Here is a 24,533-nt window from a genome sequence, read left to right as displayed (position 1 = left end):
AATTAAAATGAACAAACAACCCGTGTTTACTGCTCAGGGCGATGCCTCAGCAGATATTGTTATTGTGGGCTCAGGTATTGTCGGCGGTATGATGGCCAATGAGTTAGCCAGTCAGGGTTACTCTGTACTGGTACTTGAAGCGGGCTTACGCATTGATCGTGCTCAGGCAGTAGAAAACTGGCGCAATATGCCCTTTGCTAACCGCGCAGGCTCTGACTTTCAGGGACTGTATCCGCAGTCAAAATTTGCTCCCGCACCGCTTTATTTCCCACGTAACAATTACGTTAACGTCACGGGACCAAACGCATCGAGTTTTCAGCAGGGTTATTTGCGCACCGTAGGCGGGACAACCTGGCACTGGGCCGCCTCCTGCTGGCGTCATCATCCAAGTGATTTTGTCATGCAATCAAAATATGGCGTAGGCCGCGACTGGCCCATCCAGTATGACGAGCTGGAACCGTGGTATTGCAAAGCCGAGAACGAAATTGGCGTAGCAGGACCGAATGATCCTGCCAGACAATCACCTGCTGAACGTTTTGCTCACGGCGATAATTACTTCGCCAGCGTGGTGAATCCTCACGGTTATAACCTGGTGCCTATCCCGCAAGGACGCAGTACGCGTCCCTGGGAAGGGCGGCCCACCTGTTGTGGGAACAATAACTGCCAACCAATTTGCCCGATCGGCGCTATGTATAATGGTATTCATCACGTTGAGCGCGCCGAACGGGCTGGAGCGGTAGTGTTAGCCGAAGCGGTGGTCTACAAAATGGACACCGATGATAATAATCGCATCACCGCCGTCCACTGGCTGGATAATACTGGCGCTTCGCATAAAGCTACCGCAAAAGCATTTGCATTAGCCTGTAACGGCATTGAAACCCCACGTTTGCTGCTGCTGGCAGCGAATGCTGCTAATCCAAACGGTATTGCCAACGGTTCCGATATGGTGGGGCGGAATATGATGGATCACTCCGGCTTCCATTGCTCATTTTTAACTGAAGAACCTGTTTGGTTAGGGCGCGGCCCTGCACAGAGCAGCTGCATGGTGGGCTATCGCGACGGCGATTTCCGTCGCGATTATTCAGCTAACAAGGTCATTCTTAATAATATTTCTCGCGTAGTCACCGCCACGCAGCAGGCACTGGCAAAAGGGTTAGTGGGCAAAGCGCTGGATGAAGAAATTCGTTATCGCGCCGTTCATAGTGTTGATCTTTCTATCAGTCTTGAGCCGCTGCCAGACCCAGAAAATCGCTTAACCCTGAGTAAAACGCGTAAAGACCCGCATGGATTACCGTGCCCGGACATTTATTACGATGTTGGCGACTACGTACGTAAAGGTGCCGAAGCGTCACACGCGCAACTTGAGAATATCGGCAAATTATTTAACGGCAAAGAATTCAAGATTAGTCAGGGTTTAAACGCCAATAATCATATTATGGGCGGCGTAATCATGGGGAAAAGCGGCAAAGATTCGGTGGTAGATGGTAACTGTCGCGCTTTTGATCACGAAAACCTGTGGCTACCAGGCGGTGGCGCAATTCCTTCGGCAAGCGTCGTAAACAGTACGCTGACCATGGCGGCATTAGGTTTAAAAGCGGCTCACGACATTGGTCTGCGCATGAAGGAGTTCGCATGAAGCATTTTGTAATGGCCTCCCTGGCTGCCCTGTTTACATTCGGCGTGCAGGCTGAAACACCCGATGCCGATCTTTTGCACAAAGGTGAACAGGTAGCGATTGCTTCGGACTGTCAGGCGTGCCATACCGCACCGGGGAGTAAATCGGCGTTCAGTGGCGGATACGGTATCGCTTCACCGATGGGAACGATCTATTCCACTAACATCACTCCTTCAGCCACGGGAATTGGCAATTACAGCGAGGCTGAATTTTCTAATGCCGTTCGGCTGGGTAAGCGCGCCGATGGGGCCAGCCTTTATCCCGCTATGCCTTATACCTCCTATAGCAAAATGACTGATGAGGATGTGCATGCGCTGTATTTCTACTTTATGCGGGGGGTTAAACCGATTGATCAGGCTAATCAACAGACCGATCTGCCGTTCCCGTTTAATTTGCGCTTCAGCATGGTTTTTTGGAATTTACTGTTTGCAGATAAAGGCGCTTATCAAAACGATAACAGCCAGAGTCCCGAGTGGAATCGCGGTAATTATTTGGTGAACGGTCTCGCGCATTGCAATACCTGCCACACGCCGCGTGGCGTATTGATGCAGGAAAAAAGCGATCAGCCTTTAGCGGGAGGCCCGCTTGGCAGCTGGTATGCGCCGAACATTACCTCTGATCCGATTAGCGGCATTGGTGGCTGGAGCAATCAGGAGCTGGTGCAGTATTTAAAAACTGGTCGTGCTGAAGGTAAAAACCAGGCGGCGGGCGGTATGGCGGAAGCGGTAGAAAACAGCCTTCAATATCTTCCTGAAAGCGATTTAAACGCTATTGCGGTCTATCTGAAAAGTACGGCACCTATTCGTGAAAGTGGGGAAACGCAGCCAGCATATCAACATGGTCAACCTATGGATGTTGAGAACAGCATACGTGGGCGCAATCCTAATAATGCTAATCACACTTTAAGCAATGGAGAGGTATTGTTTAGCGGTAATTGCGCCAGTTGCCATCAGCCGGATGGTGCAGGCAGCGCAAATCAGGCTTATCCATCGCTTTTCCATAATACGGCAACCGGCATGCGCAACCCTGATAACCTGATTGCCGCCATCCTGTTCGGCGTTCAGCGGAAAACTGCAGCGGGTGAAGTGCTTATGCCAGGCTTTAGCTCCCCGTCGTATGTCGATAAGTTAACCGATCAACAAGTGGCTGAAATCAGTAATTTTGTGCTGCACAATTATGGAAATGCTGATGTCAGGGTGACAGCGTGGGATGTGGCTTGGGTACGCAAAGGTGGTCATCCGCCGTTGCTGGCGCAGGCACAGCCCTGGATTTTACCTGGGATCATTGCCGCAATCGTTGTGCTTCTGGTGATTATCGCATTGTGGCGCAGGAAGCGACGTCGTAACGCTTTATAAGTTAAATGAAACTTTCATGCCTCATTCTGTTGAGGCATGAAAATATCATAGCGTCATCAGGATGCCAGACGGGCAGGCAATTCCGCTTCGGCCTGCAAAACACTCACGCAATGCTCCACGATCTGCTTAAGCGAAGGCGCGATATTTACCGGTATGACATCGCTTTCTTCTAAGCCTGGCGCTTCTAGTGCCGCGAACTGACTTTGAAGAAGCGCCTCCGGCATAAAATGGCCTTGCCTGCGCTTCATACGTTCGAGCACGCATGCATAATCACCGTTGAGCCAAATAAAACGTAAGTTCTGACTGCCGGTACGTAGTTGCTCACGATAACGTCTCTTTAATGCGGAACATACCAGCACGCTAGTTTCGCTTTTCTGTTCAAGGCTAAAAATGACATCGGATAATCGCTCCAGCCACGGCAAACGGTCATCATCATTTAATGCCTGTCCTGAACCCATTTTTACAATATTATGCCGGGGATGAAGATCATCCCCGTCAATAAATTTAGCGTTCATTGCATTCGCCAGCGCCATGCCGACGCTTGATTTACCGGTGCCGGAAACACCCATTACGATAATGCATTGTCCTGCCATCTCGGTTCTCCTTCATGCTCTTAGACTGCTGCTAACATGCCACCATCGACAAATAACAAATGGCCATTAACAAAATCAGAGGCTTTTGAAGAGAGGAAAACGGCTGCGCCAACCAGCTCTTCAGGATTGCCCCAGCGAGCCGCAGGGGTACGTTTGCACAGCCATTCGGTAAATTCATGGTTATCAACCAGTGCCTGCGTCATTGGCGTTTCGAAGTAACCCGGCGCGATACCATTTACCTGGATATTATGACGTGCCAGCTCAACGCACATGCCACGTGTCAGCATTTTCACTGCACCTTTCGCTGCCGCGTAAGGCGTAATGGTGTCGCGGCCTAGTTCACTTTGCATGGAACAAATATTGACGATTTTACCTTCTTTTCTTGCCACCATTCTTTTCGCTACGCATTGCGAAACCACAAATACGCCCGTTTGATTCGTAGCAATAATATCGTTCCATTCAGACAGCGGAAATTCTGTAAAGGGATAACGGCGCTGAATGCCTGCATTATTGAATAACACATCAATCGGTCCGATATTATCTTCAATCTGCGCGATGGCTTGTTCTACAGCGTGGGCATCGGCTACGTCAAACAATGCAATATGGGCAGTGAATCCCTCGTCACGTAATTTCATTACCGCATTTTCAGCGCGTTCGGCATTTGTGCCATTAATGATGATCTCGGCACCTTGCTGAGCTAAACCGTGCGCCATAACAAATCCAATGCCTTGCGCCGAACCGGTCAGCAAAATGCGTTTACCTTCCAGACTGAAAAGTGTATTCATCGAAAACCCGCTCTGTTTGCGAAATTGATAGCGCTATCTCACGATCTTACGCCTGCCAAAACTGTGACTGAGATCACTTTAAAAGATGTTACAAAAGTCAGTTACTTTTGCTGTGAGACATCACGTATTTTACGGTTAAATCACCGCCTAAAGCCGCTATCAGGGATTCTACAAATCTGCTTATCCAGACATACTGTGTAGATGGGATGGGTGCTCAACGGACATAATGAATGAAAATGCAACGCATCACGTTACACGATATTGCGACGCTGGCGGGAGTAACAAAAATGACGGTAAGCCGGTATTTACGTACGCCGGAAAAAGTTAAAGCTGAAACTGCTGCACGCATTGCCAGCGTTATTGAAGAAGTTGGCTACCAACCCGATGCGGACAACGCTGCAATGGTAAGTCATACTTTGCCGCGCATTGGTGTATTAATTCCCTCCTTTCATAATCAGATATTTGCTGACTTATTGGCTGGCATCGAATCTGTTACCTCTGAACAAGGCTTTCAGACGCTGGTCGTGAATTATGATTACGACAGTCAGCGTGAAGAGGAACAAATCGCGACCGTTTTGGCCTTCAACGTTAAAGCATTATTGTGAACTGAATCAGTGCATACCGTTCGCGCCGAAAAATACTTAAAAGCAGCCAATATTCCAGTGGCAGAAGTCATGGGTTTGAGCCAGACGCCAGGGCGAATCAACGTCGGGTTTGATAATTACCGCGCCGGTTTCGATATGACCAATATGCTGATTGGCAGCGGTAAACGAAGGGTTATTTATTTCGGATCGATGTCGGATATTCGCGATGAACAGCGTTACGCGGGTTATCAGGCTGCCATGGCCGCTGCTGCTTTATCGGAAGGTCGCATTGTGCCGAATAAAGTATCCTCGGTTTCAATCGGTACTGGCATGATGACGCTGGCACGACAAATGTACCCTGATATGGACGCTATCCTTTGTACTAACGACGACCTGGCGGTTGGCGTGTTACAGGAGTGCCGGGGAGCAGGCATTAGCGTGCCTGAAAAAATGGCGATTGCAGGTTTTCACGGTCTGGAAATTGGGCAAGTAACCACGCCAAAGCTGGCTAGCGTTATTACACCGCGCTTTGAAATGGGAAAGGTAGCCACAGAAATTCTGATTAAAAAGCTTCGCCGCCAGCCGACAATAGAGCAGGTCGATCTGCATTATCGTTTGTCGATGGGTGCCACGATTTAGCTTTCTGCAACTTCATGAATAGTCAGGAAGATCACGCCTTAGGTAACACAGTTTAGTAACACGCTTTGACGTGATGCTGGTCACAAAAAAATGCTCAGGATTGCCTTTAATAAGAGTCATCTGCGGAATGCAACTGTTATGAGGATTGCTGATGACTTCTACCCCTTCACAAACTGTTTTATTAATTGCACCTGTTGTCGAGTCGTTGTCAGAAAAGCTCGCCGCCCATTTTGAAGTTCATCGGCTTTATGAACAGGCTGAACCTTTGGCCTGGCTTGGTAAGCACGGCAGTTCAGTTCGCGCAGTCGTGACACGCGGCGATGTCGGTGTCAGTAATGCAGTGCTAGAACTGCTGCCTGCACTAGGGTTAATCGCAATTTTTGGCGTTGGCACGGATGGCGTCGATCTAAACTTTACTCGCCAGCACAACATCGCCGTCACCATTACCTCAGGGGTATTAACCAGTGATGTTGCAGATATGGCGTTGGGCCTGATATTAAGTGGCGCACGCAATTTAGTCGCAGGCGATAAGTTTGTGCGAGAAGGGCAATGGCTTAACCACTCTCCGACATTGGGCAACCGGGTCAGTGGTAAACGTATTGGTATTGTTGGTATGGGCAATATTGGCCGCGCTATCGCTAAACGTGCCGTGGCGTTTGATATGGCGGTAAGTTACGTTAGCCGAAGCGCCAAACCGGACCTGCCTTATGTGTGCCGGGATGATCTCATTTCCCTGGCACAAGACAGTGATTTCCTGGTTATTGCTGCTTCGGGGGGTGATGATACTCGCCGGCTGATTGACGCCGCTGTTTTATCGGCGATGCCGCAACATGCATGGCTGATTAATATTGCACGTGGATCTTTAGTTGACGAACAAGCGTTAATCGCTGCGTTACAAAGTAACGCAATTGCCGGTGCTGCAATGGATGTTTATGAGGCTGAGCCGCACGTTCCCGCTGAATTAATCGCCCTTGAGAATGTGGTGTTACAACCCCATGTCGGCAGCGCAACGCATGAAACCCGACAGAAAATGCGTGACGTAGTCTTTGCGAATGTCGACGCCTTTTTTAAGCAGCAAACCTTACCTAACGCAATTTAACCTTCCCTTATCAGCCTAAACGATGTGCTTCTGGCCATCGTTAAGGCCACGTATTGCATGAAATAGAGGGCATAACATGAACAATAAGATACCCGGAACGCGCTGGATGCGTGTAATAGCCCCGATTTTGATCACCTGTATTATCTCGTTTATGGATCGCGTCAATATCAGTTTTGCCTTACCTGGCGGGATGGAGCAGGATCTCGCTATTACCAGCCAGATGGCGGGTATTGCTAGTGGCATCTTCTTTATTGGGTATCTTTTTTTACAGGTGCCAGGTGGACGCATTGCGGTTAATGGTAGCGGTAAACGCTTCATTGCCTGGTCATTAATCGCGTGGATGGTGGTGTCGATCGCCACTGGCTTTGTTACTAATCACTATCAGCTGCTGGCGCTACGTTTTGTGCTGGGGATTTCCGAAGGCGGAATGCTGCCAGTGGTGTTAACGATGGTCAGCAACTGGTTCCCGGAAAAAGAACTCGGTCGTGCCAACGCGTTTGTTATGATGTTTGCACCGCTTGGTGGGATGTTAACCGCACCGATCTCCGGCATGATCATTAATATGGCTGACTGGCGCTGGCTATTTATCATTGAAGGTTTACTGTCCGCAGCGGTGTTACTGGTATGGTGGTTAGTGATCAGCGATCGACCTGAAGATGCCCGTTGGCTGCCCCAGCGTGAGCGGGAGTATCTGGTTCGAGAGCTAAGCCGTGAACGCCATGCTCGTCTGTCTAAACAGCCAGTTAGCAAAGCGCCTCTCAAAGATGTGTTTCGTAATAAAGGCTTAATGAAATTAGTCGCACTGAATTTCTTCTATCAGACCGGTGATTACGGCTACACCTTGTGGTTACCCAGCATTTTAAAAAACCTGACCGGTGCAAATATGGCAAATGTGGGGTTACTGGCGATATTACCGTTTATCGCCACGATGATCGGCATTTACCTTATCTCGCTATTTAGCGATCGCACTGGTAAGCGTCGTCTGTGGGTGATGATTTCATTATTTTGTTTTGCTGCCGCACTATTGGCATCGGTAATATTGCGCGATCATATGGTGGCAGCTTATATCGCGTTAGTGATATGTGGATTTTTCCTTAAGGCGGCAACCAGCCCATTTTGGTCAATTCCTGGCCGTATTGCATCACCGGAAGTAGCCGGTAGCGCACGTGGCGTGATCAACGGGTTAGGCAATCTGGGTGGATTTTGTGGCCCTTACCTGGTGGGGATAATGATCTATCTTTACGGACAAAACGTGGCGGTCTGCGCTTTAGCCGCTTCGTTAGTCATTGCCGGACTGATCAGTATCTCTCTGCCGGCTTCTTGTGACTTGCATGAATCATCTCAGCGTGAAAAGCAGGGTCGGCATCAACCGCATCAGGTCTGATTGAGATAGCAGAAATTGCCGGTATTACGCATTTTTATTCGTACTAAGCGAGGATCTTTTAGGTTTGAGGTAAAAGGCCCCGGCTTTCGCCTGGGCCTCTGACCGCCATGTACACGCTGCGTATCTGACGCTGCCGAACGTCGGTCATTTAAAAACGGCAATGATACTGTTGGTCACGAAGCAGGGGGATAGGGCTGCTGGCAGGATGAAGATTCCCGCGTGTTTCGGCGATGTATTGCCGGATTAGATCGCCGAGTAATCGCCTGTACCGTCTGGCCATGGCGTTAACAAATCGAAACCGTTTTCTGTTACTGCCACGGTATGTTCCCACTGTGCGGAAAGTGAGCGATCTTTTGCCACTACCGTCCAGCCATCTGAAAGCAAACTGGTTCCGGCTTTACCGGCATTGATCATCGGTTCGATGGTGAAAATCATACCCGCTTTAAGCGGCATCCCTTCTCCAGGCGAGCCATAATGCAGAATTTGTGGATCGTCGTGATAGATTTCGCCAACACCGTGACCACAATATTCCCGGACTACGGAAAAACCTGCATTTTCAGCCACGCGCTGAATAGCTGCGCCTATATCGCCTAACGTGGCGCCAGGACGCACGGTTTTAATGCCTGCGATCATGGATTGATAAGTGATTTCAACCAGACGTTTTGCGCGTACAGAAGGTTGCCCAACAAAATACATCCGGCTGGTATCGCCATACCAACCGTCCTTAATGACTGCGACGTCGATGTTAACAATATCGCCCTCCTTCAGTTTTTTCGCTGCCGGTATGCCATGGCAAACGACGTGATTAACTGAAATACAGCTTGTCCGGGTATAACCGTGATAACCAATATTGGCAGGTGTAACGTTTAGTTCATTAACGATGAAATCGTGACAGATGTCGTCAAGCTCTTCCGTTGTGACGCCGGGCCGAACGTGCGGAGCGATCATTGCCAACACCTGAGCCGCGGCATGTCCGGCGGCTCGAGCCAGTTCGATTTCCTGCATGGTATGAATTCTTACCGAACTCATTATTCATTTCCTTGTGAAATAGAATTGTCGTGAACAATCAGGTTACGAATATCTGACCCGCCGTTCAGCTCAACACGAATAAGCTTTTGTGCCAGCTCATGCTGGTTAAGCTGCGGATATAATTCAGCCAACATGCCCAGCTTTAACCAATGTTCAGCCTGAGAATTAATGGAGCGGCTCATTGCCTGACTGGCGATGCGCAGATTTTCATGCATCAGATCGGAAATTTTTACGATACCCATATCAATCCTATATAAAACGCATATGTTTTATATATTGTCACAGGGGCAGAAAAAGTTCAAAAGCAACAGGCGACAAGCCACTTAAATAACCGTCCTAACCATTAAGGCAAACATAGTAGGGTGGGGAAGTCTGAGACGTTATCTGGAAAAACCGGGTATAACTACGTGGTTAATTTATTTCGGTAATAAAAGAACGATGGATTCAGTCATGTACTGAATTTCGTAGGCAAAAAATCGTTCGGAAAAAGTTTAATTTTCAGTAGCATAAAGTCAGGCGAACAAAAAATTCATGGATTACCCGGCACGTTGAAATCAGTACCAAAGCGGATGTCGTTAATCTCTGAATAATTTAATGGAAGTAATCTATCAATCGCGTGATGACACGCAAACGGTTTAACCGATCAATAGACTGTTTTAAATAAAAAAGCGCCTTTTTACCGGCGCTTTTTTAGTCATGTCTGTCAGAACGTCATAGTCAGACCGGCATAATATGCCCGACCCGGTTCGTTATAGGTTGAAGCGCCTTCAGCTTCACGATAAACACGTTTGTCTAACAGATTACTGATACCGGCGTTAGCCCGCAGATTTTTGGTGATGTCGTAATTGAAGTTCAGGCCAAGAACAGAATAGGCACCCACTTCTTTTGTCGATAATGAATTCGCTTCAGTACGGGATTCGGCGTGTTCACGTGGCTTCTGACGACCATACATTGTCCAGTTCAGGTTACTGGAAAAGTTCTGCGTAACCTGCCAGTCCAGCATAGTATTGATGGTATATTCAGGAATGATGGAAAGCGGATTGCCGGTATCTTTATCTTTCGACTGAAGCATGTAGGTTGCGTTGGTGCGCCATTCCAGCACGTCACGGATAACCGGAATGGTCATATTTCCTTCGAAACCTTCAACTACCGCTTTGCCGCCGTTGCTCCATTGCAGAATATTATTACCATTCGAGGCGTAACCTAGCACTTCGGTGCCCGCAACAATTTTATTTTTATAATCATTGCGGAACCAGGTAATACCGGCGACGTAGCCATCATTAGCAAATTCAATGCCTAATTCCTTATTAACACTGACTTCCGGGTCGAGATCTTTATTACCCAACAGATAGCAACTACCGGAGACAATGCCGACTGGACATCCGTTGCCACGCGTTGAAAGTAGATAACCTTCAGTAGACTGATAAAGGTTAGGGGCCTTGAACGCACGAGCGATACCGGCTTTCACGGTGAAATAATCGCCTAAACCTTGCGAGATATTCAGGCTTGGGCTCCAGTTAGCACCAAAGCTGTCGTGATAATCGAAACGCAATCCGGGAATAATTTCCGTGTTGTCGGTGGCGGCAATATTGTCTTCAAAATAAAGTGAGCTGATGGTGGCAGAGTGGGTGCTGCTACGCGAAGAACCATCACCGCTAACATCGCCGATAACCACGCCGGAGGCATTCGTTGCCTGCATGGATGCCGGATCGTCTAGTTCATCACGATTCCACTCAGCACCAAGCGTAACGGTTTGATCACGCAGGAATTCTAATGGGAAACTTACCTCACCGCCTGCACGATAACTTTCAAAACGGCTGGTGGAGTAAGTATTGCTGTTGATGCGACCCTCTCCGCTACCTGTTGTACCTTCCAGCAAGCGCGTGTTGTTTGTTTTTTCATAATTGAAGGTCAGTTTCGACTGGCCCCAGTCCCAGATTCCGTTATGCGCCAGGCCATAACTCTGGCGATAAAGACGGTTGGTTTCATCGCCTTCAAGTGATTCAATCAGCGCATTTCCTGCGCCATTACTGTATTGCGTATCACCGGCGTAAATGTTGCCCTGACGGCTATAGCCATAAGTAAAATCAATGACTTGTAATGGATTGATTTTCCAGGAAATCACACTATTTATATCTTTATTACGTACGCCTTCCCGACCCGCAGCCGCTGACCCATTTTCTGCCGTGTTGATGTTGAAAGCATCAGCATCGGTTTTATTAATGTTGCCATATAAACGCATAGTTAACGCTTCGCCCGCTAACGGACCACTCAGATTAAAGTTAGCGCGTTTAGTCGCACCTTCCTTGTCATCCTCTGGCTGGTTCGTATAAAGCGATAACGATCCATGCCAGTCATTCGTCGGACGTTTAGTAATAATATTCACTACGCCGCCTGCCGCACCAGAACCGTAGCGTGCCGCAGCAGGACCGCGAATAACTTCGATACGTTCAACCATCTCCGGCGGAACCCAGTTGCTGTCGCCGCGCGAATCGCGCTCACCACGCCAGCTATAACGCACCGAATTACGTGAAGTCGCAGGTACGCCATCAATCAGAATTAGAGTGTTTTCCGGACCCATGCCACGAATATCGATCTGGCGATTATTACCGCGGCTACCGTTGGCCGTATTGCCGGTGAGATTGACGCCAGGCATTTTACGAATGATGTCTGAGAGGTCATTAACAGGAGGACTTTTCTCAATATCCTGCGCCGTAATCGTTGAAACACCCGGCTGCTGTTTTAGTTCCTGTTCAGCGGTGACTAACATGGTTTCATCATCAGCCAGCTTTTCAGTTTCTTCTTCATTAGCACCGTAAGCAGAAGTACTTAACAGTCCAGCCAGCAAAAGCGCGACGGGACGCTTTTGGACACGTATAGTTACATTCACTTGAGAAAACTCCCTGTTTAATTAACGTTTGTAAGCAAATGCATATGATAATGATAATGCTTATCATTGTATATACGATTGGGAAACTTTTACCTACGTCAACCGTGAGTCGGTGAATGAGTAAAAACCCTGCATAATGTGATGATTTTTTTGGATAAACTATGTAAGTGAATAGAGTAAAATGGGTGTGAACAGGTCATTGTGACGGCAGACCTGCTCATGCTGGAGCCTACAGTTTGATGTTGGTGAAATGTGTTTCCTGAATCGTTAAATTTTCTGTAACTGGCTACTTAAAAAAGGGATGTTCAATACAGTGTTAACTTCACTGCGCGTGATGCGCCTAACGGCATATTTAAACAAGTATCGCGTTAAATGATTTGCAGACTACACGGTTTAGGGGCGGAATTTTTTTCGGCACGCGATTTATGACGCACCGCACGTTCCAGCTTATTAGCGTTAAATATAGTCAGCAATGTCGCCAGGAAAATTATGGGTTATGCACTGGAAGGTAGCGATCGCGTATATAATTATTAGTGCAGATGCGTGAAGCACCGGAACGTTATTAAACATATTTGCAAGGATTCTCAGGCGTGAAAGCTGTATCTCACGGCAGCATCGTTTTGAAGATAGAAAAATTTTTGCTTAATGAAGCATCAATGATGCGTCTGACGGAATAATGCTAAAGAATTCAGCGATGTTTCTTTTCCCTGCATAAAACCCTTTTATATTAACCTGTTATATTCTGTTTTTAGAGCGTTTGGTAACGCATGGTTTTCTACACGCATATTATTAATTTAGCATGTAAAAATTTTCTAACAGCAGAAAGCGCTGAACATAATACCGTTGCGCTCATACCGGAAAAACGGCTGAGTGTCAGCGGGTGATCACGGATAGAATGCGGGCTACGTAGCGTATTATTTATGATATGCGCAACAGGATAAAACAGCGCGGCGCCCTGGATAAGCGCCGCGATAAAATTTAAATCATAAAATCGTCCAGTGAACCGCCCGCTTCCAGTGCTTTCTTGATGGGAGAAGGCGTGCGGCCCTGGCCGGTCCAGAATTTAGTTTCACCATTTTCGTCAGTATATTGATATTTAGCGGGACGTGGTGCTCTTTTGGTTTTAGTTTTCCCTTCAACCGAAACCAACCGGGATAAATCGGCAATATCGATGCCATCGTTTAACAGCATTTCTTTATATTTTGCGAGCTTATCGGCTTTTTCTCGTTCAGACGCAAGCGCCGCTTCTTCTTCTTCGCGACGTTCAGCGATCACCACCGAAAGCTTCTCAAGCATTTCATTTAGCGTATCAATATCAACGTCACGGGCCTGAACACGTAATGTACGTAGGTTATTCAACGCTTTTAACGCATCACTCATTGATTAATCCTTAAATTTAAAACGAATATACATAAAGCACGTCAGTTTACGGAAAATAGGTTGAGAAGGAAATATGTAGAAGGGGTGAAATGTGTTATTTGCTACGCCAGGCACAAATGTGATTTTTAAGCATTAGCATAAAAAGGCAAGATTTTAAAAATATGGCTCGCTGTAGTGCCGTTTAAATTATCGCCATATGGACAAAATATATTTTACCGCTTAAGACAGAACGGCAAAACTCCATACGAATGGTATACAGAAAATAACGCCACGCGGCCAGTAAACATGCAGTGCAACCTGTAGTTCTGCGTATGGGTGCTGCCGTAGTATCCATAAAATATGGACAGATTGTGCCACTAGCCCAGTGAGACAAGTAGAATGGTGCAATATTCATCTATTACCGCTAACCGAATCCTCACTGGTATCATGCCTGCTTTAAATAATGTGCGGACGGCTCAAAAATAATCAGCACGGTCTCAAATTTTAAAAAGTTAATAACGGTTTGTAATGAATGTTTATTTTTCCGGGAAAATTTTTTCTGGCTTATTTGAAATAGCGTTAACCCGAAGGGGTTATCTCTATAAATGCCTGCCTTGTTGAACGCCAGCAACGCTTCCACACATACAAATGCAAAGCTGGTGTGTGCTGTTTCTCACCGGTTTGCGCAGCGTTGTATATTCGTATTTAAGTAAAACCAGCAAAATCTTGTCGCTATCTTAATACCATTAAAACAATTTTCACGCTCCTGGTTTCAAAAAACACCTTAATTTGAAAAAAATCCTTCTTTATCAATCAGTTTTTGTCCATTAAGGTTTCGAGAAATTTTTCATGGGTTGTTAACAAATTCTTGCAATGATAATGACAATGCGTATATTTCTCATTTGCTTTACAAATAACATCACGCCAGCGCACTGAGGCACTCAGGGAAGGCATCTCTGAATAAATCAAGAAGCAGGGGGGCATATCAGGTTCTTCCGGCAGAAAGCGTGGCCGTGAACAGTGGCAGAAAATCAAAAATATAAATGAGGAACTACCGATGTCTTTCGATGTTAAGTGCGTCAGGGAAACTGCTGTGCACACGGCTGCGCTTGTGCAACATAACCCCCTGCGCCTCTCGCTACTGGCGGTTGTCATCGCGGCTTCTTTCTCTAACCCTGCGCGTGCGGCAGAAACCACGACATCAGCTGCGACAGATAATCAGACTATGCTGGTCAGTGCGTCAGAGGACAGCGGCGTTGCGGATACCACAAAGACTGATTACAGCGTGCCGGTAACCCGTGCGGGAACTAAATTGACTTCCACCTTGCGTGATATTCCGCAGTCGGTGAGCATCATCAGCCAGCAGCGCATGGAAGATCAGCAACTGCAATCGCTGGGGCAGGTGTTAAGCAATACCACAGGCATTCAGCAGAACGTTGCGGATATGGACAGACGCACTTATTACTCTCGCGGCTTCCTGATTGATAATTATATGGTTGACGGCATTCCGACCGTGTTTGCTTCGCGTTGGAATCTGGGAGACGCACAAAGCGATACGGCTTTATATGAGCGTATTGAAGTGGTTCGCGGGGCAACCGGCCTGATGACCGGTCCGGGGAATCCGTCTGCCGCTATTAACATGGTGAGGAAACACGCTGACAGTCGCGATTTTACCGGCAATATTTCCGCCAGTTATGGCAGCTGGGATAAACAACGTTATGTTGCCGACCTTTCGGCCCCGCTGAGCGCATCAGGCAATGTGCGTGGCCGATTGGTTGCTGGCTTCCAGGACAATAACAGCTTTATTGAGCGTTATGGTGCGAAAAAACAGTTTGTTTATGGTGTGGTTGATGCCGATCTGACCGACTCGACTACGTTGTCCGTTGGTTACGAATTTCAGAAGATTAATGCCGACAGCCCAATGTGGAACGGTGCGCCGCGTTGGTATACCGATGGCAGTCAGATCCATTCCCGGCGTGGTTTCAACACCGCACCTGACTGGACATACAACGATAAAGAAAGCAAAAAAATCTTTGTTAACCTGAAACAAAACTTTGATAACGGCTGGAACATCACGCTGAATGGTACCCATAACGAAATGACTATGGACAGCAAGATGATGTACGTCAGCGGTTATTTCGACAAGAACACTGGCATTGGCATAAATGAATATCCTGCTTCCTCCAATTATGATGCGGTAGGGGGCACCGGTTATAACACTGCAAAACGTAAAGTTGATGGCTTAGATGCCTTTTCCAGCGGTCCTTATGAGCTTTTTGGTCGTCAGCATGAATTAATGACCGGGATTAGTTATAACCGCCAGGAAAATAATTATTACAGTGCGTTCGAGAATATTTCTCCAGACATGCTGGGGAACTATAACAATTACACCGGTCAATTCCGTGAAACTGACTGGTCTCCACGTACGAAGAGCACTGACAGTAATATTACCCGTCAAAAATCGGCTTATCTCGCGACGCGCATTTCTCTGGCGGACCCACTGCATTTGATCCTGGGGGCCCGCTATACCAACTGGAATCGCACCACGATGACCGATGAGATGGAAAAGAACAACATCACACCTTACGGTGGGTTGATCTATGACATCAACCAAAACTGGTCGGCCTACGCCAGTTATACCTCGGTATTCCAGCCGCAGGATTATCGCGACAGCAATGGCAACTACCTTTCACCTGTGATCGGAAAAAACTATGAAGCAGGGATTAAATCTGATTGGTTTAACAGCCGTCTGACAACGTCTGTTTCTGTATTCCGCGCCGAACTGGATAACGTAGCGCAAAGTACAGGCCGTGTGATTGCAGGAACCACTGAAACGGCCTATATAGGGCAGAGCGGTACTGTCAGCCGTGGTATTGAGTTTGAAATCAATGGTGCGCTGACCGATAACTGGCAGATGACGTTCGGTGGGACGCGTTATATTGCTGAACAACGTGATGGAGAAACGGTCAACCCGCAACTTCCACGCACATCATTCAATCTGTTCACGAGCTATCGCCTGCCAATGGTGCAGGATCTGACCCTGGGCGGCGGCGTCAATTGGCAGACGCATGTCTGGCAGGATGTGGGCGCTCCAGCAGGTAACGGCACCTGGCGTGCGACTCAAGGCAGTTATGCTTTGGTTAATCTGTTCGCTCGCTACCAGGTTACGAAAAACCTGTCTTTGCAGGGCAATCTGAATAACCTGTTCGACAAAGAGTACGATACCAACGTTGGCACTAGCATCGTTTACGGCGAGCCGCGTAACTTTACGGTGACTGCAAGCTACAACTTCTAATTGCCGCTTAGCGAACGCCATGAAAACACGCCTCTTCGGAGGCGTTTTTATGAAGGTGCGTAAGACATTCTGCCACGCCAGATGCGATGTCCTCAGATAATCTGGCCCTGCATTTAAGGATTGCGGCTAACTCATTCAAATTATTGATCGATATTCCTGCTACGCTAACAGTAAGCAAAAAAAACGCATCAGGCTTTTACCGGGTACGGTTTATTAGTCAAAAGCAGTATGGTCGCTTCCGTTGTGCTCCCTCTTCGCCTGGCGATTTGCGCTACACTCTCCAGCGTTAACGATTTATTCTGCTTTACAATATTCTAAAAAAACAATCTGGCAGCTTACTTAACCTGGAAGAAGCATGAAAATCAGATTTCTTTCTGCCAACGAGCAAAAGCTGGCGGAGGTCCGCAAAATCCTTGAGCCTGTTGGGGTTGACGTTTTGCCTATCGCCCGCCGTATTGAAGAAATTCAAACCGAAAATGAGCTGGAACTGGTTCGCGACAAATTAACCAAAGCCTTTTCTATTATTGGCCGCCCGTTGTTTGTCGAGCACACCGGTTTATATCTGGACGGCTTAAATGGCTTACCGGCGGGACTAACGCGTATTTTCTGGAACCGCTTAGACGCCGAACGCTTTACTGCGCTGGTACAGGGTCTGGATAGTCAACAGGTTACGGCGAAAACCGTGCTGGGCTACTGCGATGGTCGCAAAATGTATCAGTTTTCTGGCGAACTTCGAGGCACTATCGCGCCGAAGCCCGCCGGTACACGCGGCTTCCAGTGGGACTGCGTTTTCATTCCTGAAGGTTGCGATCAAACTTTTGCAGAGATGGGCGAAAAGAAAAATGAGATCTCCATGCGGCGTATTGCGCTGGACCGCTTTGCCAACTTCTTGAAAACCGCTCGGGGAATGGCATGAAACCAGAACTGAAACGCGCCTATGACTCAGGAAAGCTGATACTTTTTGCCGGAGCCGGCATTTCTCGTAATCTTGGCTTGCCGGAGTGGCATGAGCTGATCGCCCATCTCGCCAACGAGTTAGGTTACGATCCTACAATTTTCAATACCTATGGCAACCACCTTTCGCTGGCGGAATACTATAAGCAGAAAAAGGGTTCGCTGGGACCGTTACGCAGCTGGATGGATCGTGAATGGCATCGACCCGATATTGACGTCCGAACATCTGAAATCCACACCGTGATCACTCAAGGCAACTTCTCGCGCATTTACACGACCAATTACGACCGCTGGCTGGAGGCCGCGCATGATGCACACGGTGTGCCTTATTCAAAGGTTGCCAACGCTGCTGATTTAGTGGCTTTGACGGAACATAAGCGACATATCATCAAACTTCATGGCGATTTTGATGACGATACTTCGATTGTACTGGATGAGAGCAGCTACTTTGAGCGGCTCTATTTTGACTCCCCGCTTGATATTAAGCTGACGCATGACGTGATGGGCAATTCGGTGCTGTTTGTTGGTTACAGCATCAGCGATTTCAATATTCGCTTGCTGTTTTACCGCCTGACTAAAATGTGGGGCCGCACCGGCCTGGCGACTGCGCGACCTAAATCCTATCTGTTCACCAATCGTAATAACCCGGTAGCAAAAGAGGTGCTGGGCCAGTGGGGTATTGAGATGATCGTGTCGGAGGAGGACGACCCGCGCAAAGCGCTAGCAAATTTTCTCGAAGAATTAATCGCTTAAGCCTGCTGATGTCTGTGCTGCTTACATTGTAATTCTCCAGTGAAAAACAGCGGCCGTCATGATATACTGTATATATTAACAGTATCGGAGGCGAGAAAATGACTGTCGAGACAAAATTTGTAGTAGTCAGAAAGGGTGAAGAGAAGATGACGTTTGCCAATAAGAAAGAGGCCGATGCTTACGACAAAATGCTCGATATGGCTGAAGCCTTTACCGACTGGCTGTTGCAGCATCAATCCGCGCTAGACGAAACGCAGGCTGAAACCCTTGGCCTGTTGCTTGCTGAGCAGAAAGATACCGTGCAGCATATTCTGCGAACCAGCAAGCTACCGGCAGCCACGTCCGCTACTGCGGTAGTGAAAGAAGAGGCTGACGCAACCGGCAACAAGAAAGTGCGCGCCGTTAAAGCAGCCTGATAATAAGGCGCCGGTAGCGATAATGCTTTCGGCGTTTTTGATTCCGATAGATTTCAGCGCATTTAAAGACCACAGCCGTTTATTCCATTTTAATTTGATACCGCGTGCTTCGTCCGCCGCCTGCCAGCTTAGAGAGACAACCTTTTTCCAGTAAATCGGTCAAGTGGCGCGTTGCTGTTGCTTTGCTCACTTTCGCGACTTTCTGGTACTGGCTGGCACTGATTCCCATCTCAAACCCTTGTTCGCCACCATCCAGCAAGCGGTTAAGGACTTTAACCTGCTCTTTACTCAATCCCACATTCTGATGATGTAGCCAGAACCGCGCTTTTTGTTGCGTGCGTTCAACACCGATCATCGCCTGTTGCAGACTTTCATCCAGAATATCGAGAAACCATACCAGCCAGCCGGTGATATCCAGATCGCCTTTCTGCGTTTGTTCAAGCACACGATAATAATCGGTGCGTTTAGCCAGTATTGCTGAGGACATGGCATAAAGCCGGATGCTTTGGCTGTCTGCCTGTGACAAAGCCAAATCGGTTAAGGCGCGCGTGATGCGTCCGTTTCCATCATCAAATGGATGGAGCGTCACAAACCATAAATGACAGATTGCCGCTCGTAGCAAAGGATCAAGTAAAACATCGCGCTGGCTCTGATTAAACCATGTGATGAACGCTTCAAGCTGTGTTTCCAGACCGGAACGCGGCGGAGCTTCAAAGTGTATGGTGGGGCGATCGATGCGGCCTGAAACAACCTGCATCGGTTCGTTACCGCGCAATGTACCGATGCTCAACGAGTGGATTGACCATTCATCAGCCGGAAATAACCAGTGATGCCATAGGCATAAGCGTTGTAATGTCAGCGGCTGGTCACGGTTATTAATTGCATCCAGCATCATCGCAGCCAACCCTTCGGAGCGATCGGATACCGGATAAGGTTGTTTTTCAGAAACGCCCAGACGCCGCGCCAGCGATGAACGCACTGACTGCGCATTGATGCGTTCTTCTTCAATCGCCGATGATGAAAGGATATTTGCCAGTAGCGTGTCCAGCGTTTGTGCTTCTTTGTCGGAATGCAGGCTGGCACGCCCCAGCAACATACCACGCACATGCTGAACCTGACGCAGCCGTGGCAAAAGCTGCGCATTTTGCCAGTAAAAGTGGGGCCAGTCGGCCTGTTGCCAGATCCATCGTATCGCCATTATGTGGCTTATCTCCTCTGTCCTCTGCATTGAGCCGAATAACCTGACTTATTCGGCTCATTATGTGAGTCAATTATAGGCAATTATTGGCTCATAAGTGAATAAGTAAAATGCAAAGAGGAATAAAGCAGACGGCTAAAGCCCGATTTTGGATGGGTGACGTGAGCTGCGCAAAATGACCGACACTAACAGAAAGGCGTTATCCAGCTAATCTTTGCTGAAAGCCGTATTTAAAACAGAAGAAGCTACCTCAGCGCTTCAGTAGCAGGCGGGTTCTGCGACAAGCGTAACAGAGGACGGGAAGGTACACTGAAATGACCTGACAGATAAAATTTCCCGTCCCTTAATCACAGCGGTAGTCAATTCTTCGCGTTAAGGTGCTGCTGAAGTTGCTGAATACCCCATAACGCCAACATATGATCTTCTTCTGAAGGTAAACCGCTAACGCTAACCGCGCCAAATACGACGCCAGCATCGTTTAACAGCGGAAAGGACCCGCCATGATCGGAGAAGGTATCCTGGGCAATCCAGTTTTGCTGAACCATTGGCTTGCCGTTTTGCACATTCATTAAACCGATGTACATTGAGGCATGACTAAAGCGCAACACTGAATTGCGTTTACGCTTCATCCATTCCAGATTGTCTGGGCTTGAACCCGGCAACGCAGCGAGAAACAGTGGCTGGCCAAAGGCATAAACTTCTATAGCAACCGGTAAGTTTTGTTCGCTGGCACGCTGTTGCAGGTTCTGGCCGAGCTGCCATGCCAGCTGAAAATCAAAAGTGGGTAAACGGCTTTCAGATTCTTGTTGTAGGATGAGTTGCGGCGTAAGGGTAGGGGACATTTTTTTCGCTCATGTTTGGATGGAATTATTGTTCCAATAAACATATCAATAAAATAAAATTACCGCACCCATTTATCGAAACAGCTTCCAGATTCAGTTTTTCGCTATCTTTCACTTCAAAACGCTTTGATTATTGCCTGGGAAGGTGACATAGCAGGCGTGAACATCACTGATGCTGCGTGCTGTTTTGCTTTTGCGTATTTATGGAAACGAAAAGCGCTGCCGGAAACAGCAGCGCTGAGGTGATTAGCCTGGATAGATGCCGCGATCTTTACGCGCCATTAAAATACGTTCACAGGCTACGATATAGGCTGCGGTGCGTAGTGAGCATTCTTTCTCTTTGGCTTTTTCCCAGACGTGAACCATTGCGTCGGTCATGATCTTATCCGAGCGCTGGTTGATTTCATCTTCGCTCCAAAAGAAGCTGGCCATATCCTGCACCCATTCAAAGTAGCTCACAGTGACGCCGCCTGCGTTGCATATCACATCCGGTACGACAATGATGCCACGCTTCGCCAGCATGTCATCCGCGTCAGGATAGGTTGGGCCGTTTGCACCTTCCAGCACCAGTTTGCAGCCCAGGGCTTCTGCACGTTCACGGGTAATCTGGCCTTCAAGTGCCGCCGGGATTAAGATGTCCATCTCAGTAGTCCAGAAGGCTTCTTTCTCGATTGGCTGGGCGCCTTCAAAACCCGCGATTTGCTTATGTTCAATCTGCCATTGCGTCAGCGCAGTCATGTCTATGCCATCGGCATTGAACAGCGTTGCGGTGTGATCCTGAATGACCACCCCGCGCGCACCTGCTTCATCAAATAAACGTGCCGCCTCGCTGCCGACATTACCAAATCCCTGAACCGCCACGCGTGCGCCTTTAATGGCAATCCCCGCACGGCGGGCTACTTCGCGTCCGGTAATAAATACGCCGCGACCGGTGGCTTTTTCACGTCCCAGCGAGCCACCAAGATGGATCGGTTTCCCCGTCACCACGCCGGTAACGGTGGTGCCGATGTTCATGGAATAGGTATCCATCATCCATGCCATAACTTTGCCGTTAGTGCCAACATCCGGCGCGGGAATGTCTTTTTGCGGCCCAATGATAACGCCGATTTCACTGGTATAACGACGGGTCAGGCGCTCCAGTTCGCCTTCCGATAACGTAAACGGATCGACACGAATGCCGCCTTTTGCACCGCCATACGGTAAATTCACTGCTGCGCATTTAATCGTCATCCATGCTGAAAGCGCCATCACCTCGTTGAGATCAACGTCGGGATGATAACGAATGCCCCCTTTACCCGGACCGCGTGAAAGGTTGTGCTGAACACGATACCCTTCAAAATGCCGGATAGATCCATCGTCCATCTGCAAAGGAATATCAACAATCAGGGCACGTTTAGGATGTCGCAATGTATCTATCCAACGTGAAAGATCGCCAAGGTAGGGCGTAACACGGTCAATTTGTTGCAGGTAGGTTGACCAGGCAGATGTGCTACTTTCAGACGCGTAAGATAACTTATCCATAGAAAAACCTTTCTTAATGAAGATATTTATTGTGTAGAGACGTGGATAGAGAGCGCAATCAACCGCGCCGACATAATTTATCACTGCTGAAAAAAATATGTATTGCTGCCGGGTGGTATGCCGTGCCGTCAGGATCATTAAGAAAAGAATTAAATGAATAATTATCTAAATATCTATGCAAATATTGCTGCATAAAACCGCTGAATTTTGCATAAAATATGCATAAACAAAGATTATTATTAATTTGTGAATATTTGAGGGTGTTCAAAAAGTGAAGGAATTGTTTATTCGCTGCATTGACTTTGTTGCACCAATGCGCTGCATTAGATAAGTTAAATTACGGATTAGTTTAACTAATGTTTATTTAAGTTTGCCAGAGTATGTTATGAGCCAGTAGGGGCGGTATAAATACTGAGTAATGGAGCGAACACCGCATTAACCGATCTTTCACTAAAGCAGTGCTTCCTTCATTAACTTTTACAAAATCATAACGCTATAAGCCAAATTTTAAGAGCATGCCGAAGCAGGCTGTACTTTTATCCTTTTTTAAAAGCGCTAAAATAGACAGTTCATATGTTACGGAGAAAGACAGTCATAATGCGTTATCGTTTTATACTCGCCGCTATCACGGCCGCCACTCTGTTGGCGGGATGCGCTAAGCATTCATCAGAAGATGCACCAAATGAATTCGCTGCTGGTCCAACACAAATCGATGTCTCACACATAATGACGCGCGCGGATGATGGCTCAAATGTCTACCTGACGGTTGACGGCAAGGACGCTGGCGAATTGCTTAACGGTGAAAGTAAATTGATCTATGTCCCGGCGGGTAAACACACCGTCGGCGGCTATGTCCCGACCCTGTTTGGCCTGGGGCGTGTCACTATTGCGCCAGTTGAAATCACAACTTCGCCGGAAAGCGTAAAAAAAGTAGCCTATTCGGTTACGCGTAATAAAGCTACCTTTGCCGAGAGCAACGGCGAGCAGGGCTAAGTAAATTTAAATTCGGCGCGTTGCGATGCGCCGGATTGAAGTCTTAGTGATGCTTCAGCACGGCTTATTCAGTGATGCCTATAGTGATTTGGCGGGCAGAGAGATGACATCTCCCTAAGACAACCGGAGGACGTTTTGTGCTGATTCTGCGCGATTTAGAAAATCGTTTTTTTAGGTTTTGAAAAAATTTGCAGAACTGGTTGTGGATCAGAGCGCAGCTAACAATGTTTGTGCCGTCAGCTCATCAGTAATCAAACCGGTGAGCAGCCCGCTGGCCAATACCGCACGGATAGCCGGGATTTTCGATATGCCTCCCGCCAGCGCAACAATCTCATCACGGCGGCGAATATCAAACGAAACAGCCAGCGTACGGGCGGTCAGACTGTTATGGATCATCTGCCCACGGGCATCAAAAAAATGACCGAGCAATTCTCCCACACCACCGGACGCTGAAATATCTCGAATTTCCGTCTCTTCTATCATGCCGGCTTCTACCAGCTGTGCGGCCGGCTCCACTGTTCCGATTCCCACCAGTTTCACTTCGCTTTGGGCCGCCATCGCAAATACTTCGCTGACGCCGCGTTGAGCCAGCAATACGTCGCGATCTTCTTCGGTATTAGCAAAAAAAGGCACTGGCATCATATACGCCTGCGCACCGGTTTTTTCGGCAATGCGGTGCATAACATCGTGTGGATTGAGGGCGTAATGACGCGTCAGGCATCCCAGCAACGAGACGAAGCGGATATGTTGCGCATCAAGCCGCGGTAACTGATGAATGGCGGCAGAGAGGGTCCGTCCATGCCCTAAACCCAGCGTAGTTGATTGCGCGGAACTGAGCAGGTTGCGCAGGTAATCTGCTCCAGCCATACCCAGCGCACGCACCGGCAATCCTGCTTCGCCCAGATCTGGAGCAACACGGCAAAAGCGCAGCCCGTGACGTTCACGCAGCTGGTTCTCCAGCTCCACACAAGCGACAATATCGCCGTCAATCGAAACTTTTACAGCGCCTTCTGCTACCACTCGCGCAATTAATCGATGGGTTTTAACCGAAGGCAGCCCAAGGCGCTTTGCTACGTCAGCCTGCGTATAACCGCCGACATAATGCAACCAGGCCGCGCGGATGGCGAGCGACTCATCGCTGTCAGTGGAAACGGGAGACTTCATAAAAA

At 48.1% G+C, this 24,533-nt stretch carries 19 protein-coding genes and 1 pseudogene; 10 read left to right on the top strand and 10 right to left on the bottom strand.

The features are described from left to right. Positions 1 to 7 precede the first annotated feature (7 nt). Positions 8 to 1,636 carry a GMC family oxidoreductase gene (locus QRY16_RS12225; RefSeq protein WP_289776766.1) on the top strand — a complete coding sequence of 543 codons (1,629 nt, stop codon included), beginning with the start codon at positions 8 to 10 and terminating at the stop codon, positions 1,634 to 1,636. Further along, positions 1,633 to 3,030, top strand: coding sequence for a c-type cytochrome (locus tag QRY16_RS12220; protein ID WP_419776128.1), 1,398 nt, complete (start codon positions 1,633 to 1,635; stop codon positions 3,028 to 3,030). Before QRY16_RS12225 ends, QRY16_RS12220 begins: the two co-directional genes overlap by 4 nt. Positions 3,031 to 3,086: 56 nt before the next feature. On the opposite strand, the gene QRY16_RS12215 is transcribed toward QRY16_RS12220, so the two are convergent. Both QRY16_RS12215 and idnO read right to left on the bottom strand, forming a co-directional pair. Continuing rightward, positions 3,087 to 3,623 carry a gluconokinase gene (locus QRY16_RS12215; RefSeq protein ID WP_289776765.1) on the bottom strand — a complete coding sequence of 179 codons (537 nt, stop codon included), beginning with the start codon at positions 3,621 to 3,623 and terminating at the stop codon, positions 3,087 to 3,089. A gap of 20 nt (positions 3,624 to 3,643) precedes the next feature. After that, complete coding sequence (idnO, locus tag QRY16_RS12210) at positions 3,644 to 4,408, bottom strand: gluconate 5-dehydrogenase (RefSeq protein WP_289776764.1); 765 nt, start codon at positions 4,406 to 4,408, stop codon at positions 3,644 to 3,646. A 230-nt stretch (positions 4,409 to 4,638) separates the two neighbouring features. On the opposite strand from idnO, the pseudogene QRY16_RS12205 reads away from it, so the two are divergent. The 3 genes and pseudogenes from QRY16_RS12205 (at position 4,639) to QRY16_RS12195 (ending at position 8,114) form a co-directional block, all read left to right on the top strand. Beyond that, positions 4,639 to 5,631, top strand: a pseudogene (locus QRY16_RS12205) (LacI family DNA-binding transcriptional regulator). A 151-nt stretch (positions 5,632 to 5,782) separates the two neighbouring features. Continuing rightward, a complete protein-coding gene (locus tag QRY16_RS12200; RefSeq protein ID WP_289776763.1) occupies positions 5,783 to 6,730 on the top strand; it encodes a 2-hydroxyacid dehydrogenase in 948 nt (315 codons plus the stop codon). Between the two features lie 76 nt (positions 6,731 to 6,806). Further along, positions 6,807 to 8,114 (top strand): MFS transporter, encoded by a 1,308-nt coding sequence (locus QRY16_RS12195; RefSeq protein ID WP_289776762.1) that lies wholly within the window; start codon positions 6,807 to 6,809, stop codon positions 8,112 to 8,114. A gap of 243 nt (positions 8,115 to 8,357) precedes the next feature. Here the strand turns inward: QRY16_RS12195 and map are convergent, their stop codons facing one another. The 4 genes from map to QRY16_RS12175 all read right to left on the bottom strand — a co-directional run bounded on the left by map (position 8,358) and on the right by QRY16_RS12175 (position 13,413). Beyond that, entirely contained in the window at positions 8,358 to 9,143 is a 786-nt protein-coding gene (map, locus tag QRY16_RS12190; RefSeq protein ID WP_289776761.1) for a type I methionyl aminopeptidase, read from the bottom strand. Then, entirely contained in the window at positions 9,143 to 9,385 is a 243-nt protein-coding gene (locus tag QRY16_RS12185; RefSeq protein ID WP_193406558.1) for a ParD-like family protein, read from the bottom strand. Before QRY16_RS12185 ends, map begins: the two co-directional genes overlap by 1 nt. Positions 9,386 to 9,846: 461 nt before the next feature. After that, positions 9,847 to 12,021, bottom strand: a complete 2,175-nt coding sequence (locus QRY16_RS12180; protein WP_289776774.1) for a TonB-dependent siderophore receptor — start codon at positions 12,019 to 12,021, stop codon at positions 9,847 to 9,849. A 990-nt stretch (positions 12,022 to 13,011) separates the two neighbouring features. Then, positions 13,012 to 13,413 carry an H-NS family histone-like protein gene (locus tag QRY16_RS12175; protein ID WP_289776760.1) on the bottom strand — a complete coding sequence of 134 codons (402 nt, stop codon included), beginning with the start codon at positions 13,411 to 13,413 and terminating at the stop codon, positions 13,012 to 13,014. 1,036 nt (positions 13,414 to 14,449) lie between these two features. Between QRY16_RS12175 and fhuE the strand changes: the two genes are divergently transcribed. The 4 genes from fhuE (at position 14,450) to QRY16_RS12155 (ending at position 18,810) form a co-directional block, all read left to right on the top strand. Then, positions 14,450 to 16,687, top strand: a complete 2,238-nt coding sequence (gene fhuE, locus QRY16_RS12170) for a ferric-rhodotorulic acid/ferric-coprogen receptor FhuE (protein WP_289776759.1) — start codon at positions 14,450 to 14,452, stop codon at positions 16,685 to 16,687. 355 nt (positions 16,688 to 17,042) lie between these two features. After that, the gene (locus QRY16_RS12165; RefSeq protein ID WP_289776758.1) at positions 17,043 to 17,603 is read left to right on the top strand and encodes a non-canonical purine NTP pyrophosphatase; all 561 of its coding nucleotides are present in this window, start codon (positions 17,043 to 17,045) and stop codon (positions 17,601 to 17,603) included. Continuing rightward, a complete protein-coding gene (locus QRY16_RS12160; protein WP_289776757.1) occupies positions 17,600 to 18,394 on the top strand; it encodes an SIR2 family protein in 795 nt (264 codons plus the stop codon). The genes QRY16_RS12165 and QRY16_RS12160 overlap by 4 nt, the downstream gene beginning before the upstream one ends. Before the next feature lie 98 nt (positions 18,395 to 18,492). Next, positions 18,493 to 18,810 (top strand): YebG family protein, encoded by a 318-nt coding sequence (locus tag QRY16_RS12155; RefSeq protein WP_289776756.1) that lies wholly within the window; start codon positions 18,493 to 18,495, stop codon positions 18,808 to 18,810. 79 nt (positions 18,811 to 18,889) lie between these two features. Here QRY16_RS12155 and QRY16_RS12150 read toward each other — a convergent pair whose 3' ends face one another. The 3 genes from QRY16_RS12150 to QRY16_RS12140 all read right to left on the bottom strand — a co-directional run bounded on the left by QRY16_RS12150 (position 18,890) and on the right by QRY16_RS12140 (position 22,371). Continuing rightward, positions 18,890 to 20,008 (bottom strand): Fic family protein, encoded by a 1,119-nt coding sequence (locus QRY16_RS12150; protein ID WP_289776755.1) that lies wholly within the window; start codon positions 20,006 to 20,008, stop codon positions 18,890 to 18,892. A gap of 359 nt (positions 20,009 to 20,367) precedes the next feature. Then, the gene (locus tag QRY16_RS12145) at positions 20,368 to 20,850 is read right to left on the bottom strand and encodes a heme-degrading domain-containing protein (protein ID WP_289776754.1); all 483 of its coding nucleotides are present in this window, start codon (positions 20,848 to 20,850) and stop codon (positions 20,368 to 20,370) included. Between the two features lie 246 nt (positions 20,851 to 21,096). Further along, positions 21,097 to 22,371: a Glu/Leu/Phe/Val family dehydrogenase gene (locus QRY16_RS12140; RefSeq protein ID WP_289776753.1), complete on the bottom strand. Its 1,275-nt coding sequence runs from the start codon at positions 22,369 to 22,371 to the stop codon at positions 21,097 to 21,099. A gap of 597 nt (positions 22,372 to 22,968) precedes the next feature. Here QRY16_RS12140 and QRY16_RS12135 point away from each other — a divergent pair. Next, on the top strand, positions 22,969 to 23,364 hold the full coding sequence (locus QRY16_RS12135) for a hypothetical protein (protein ID WP_193406207.1): 396 nt from the start codon (positions 22,969 to 22,971) through the stop codon (positions 23,362 to 23,364). Between the two features lie 207 nt (positions 23,365 to 23,571). Here QRY16_RS12135 and QRY16_RS12130 read toward each other — a convergent pair whose 3' ends face one another. Next, positions 23,572 to 24,528 (bottom strand): sugar-binding transcriptional regulator, encoded by a 957-nt coding sequence (locus tag QRY16_RS12130; protein WP_193406206.1) that lies wholly within the window; start codon positions 24,526 to 24,528, stop codon positions 23,572 to 23,574. Positions 24,529 to 24,533: the final 5 nt, after the last annotated feature.

This window comes from Mixta mediterraneensis, assembly GCF_030283135.1.
Classification (GTDB): Bacteria; Pseudomonadota; Gammaproteobacteria; order Enterobacterales; family Enterobacteriaceae; genus Pantoea; species Pantoea mediterraneensis.
The sequence above is the reverse complement of the archived record's forward strand: the minus strand, read 5'-3'. Positions and strand labels throughout refer to the sequence as shown.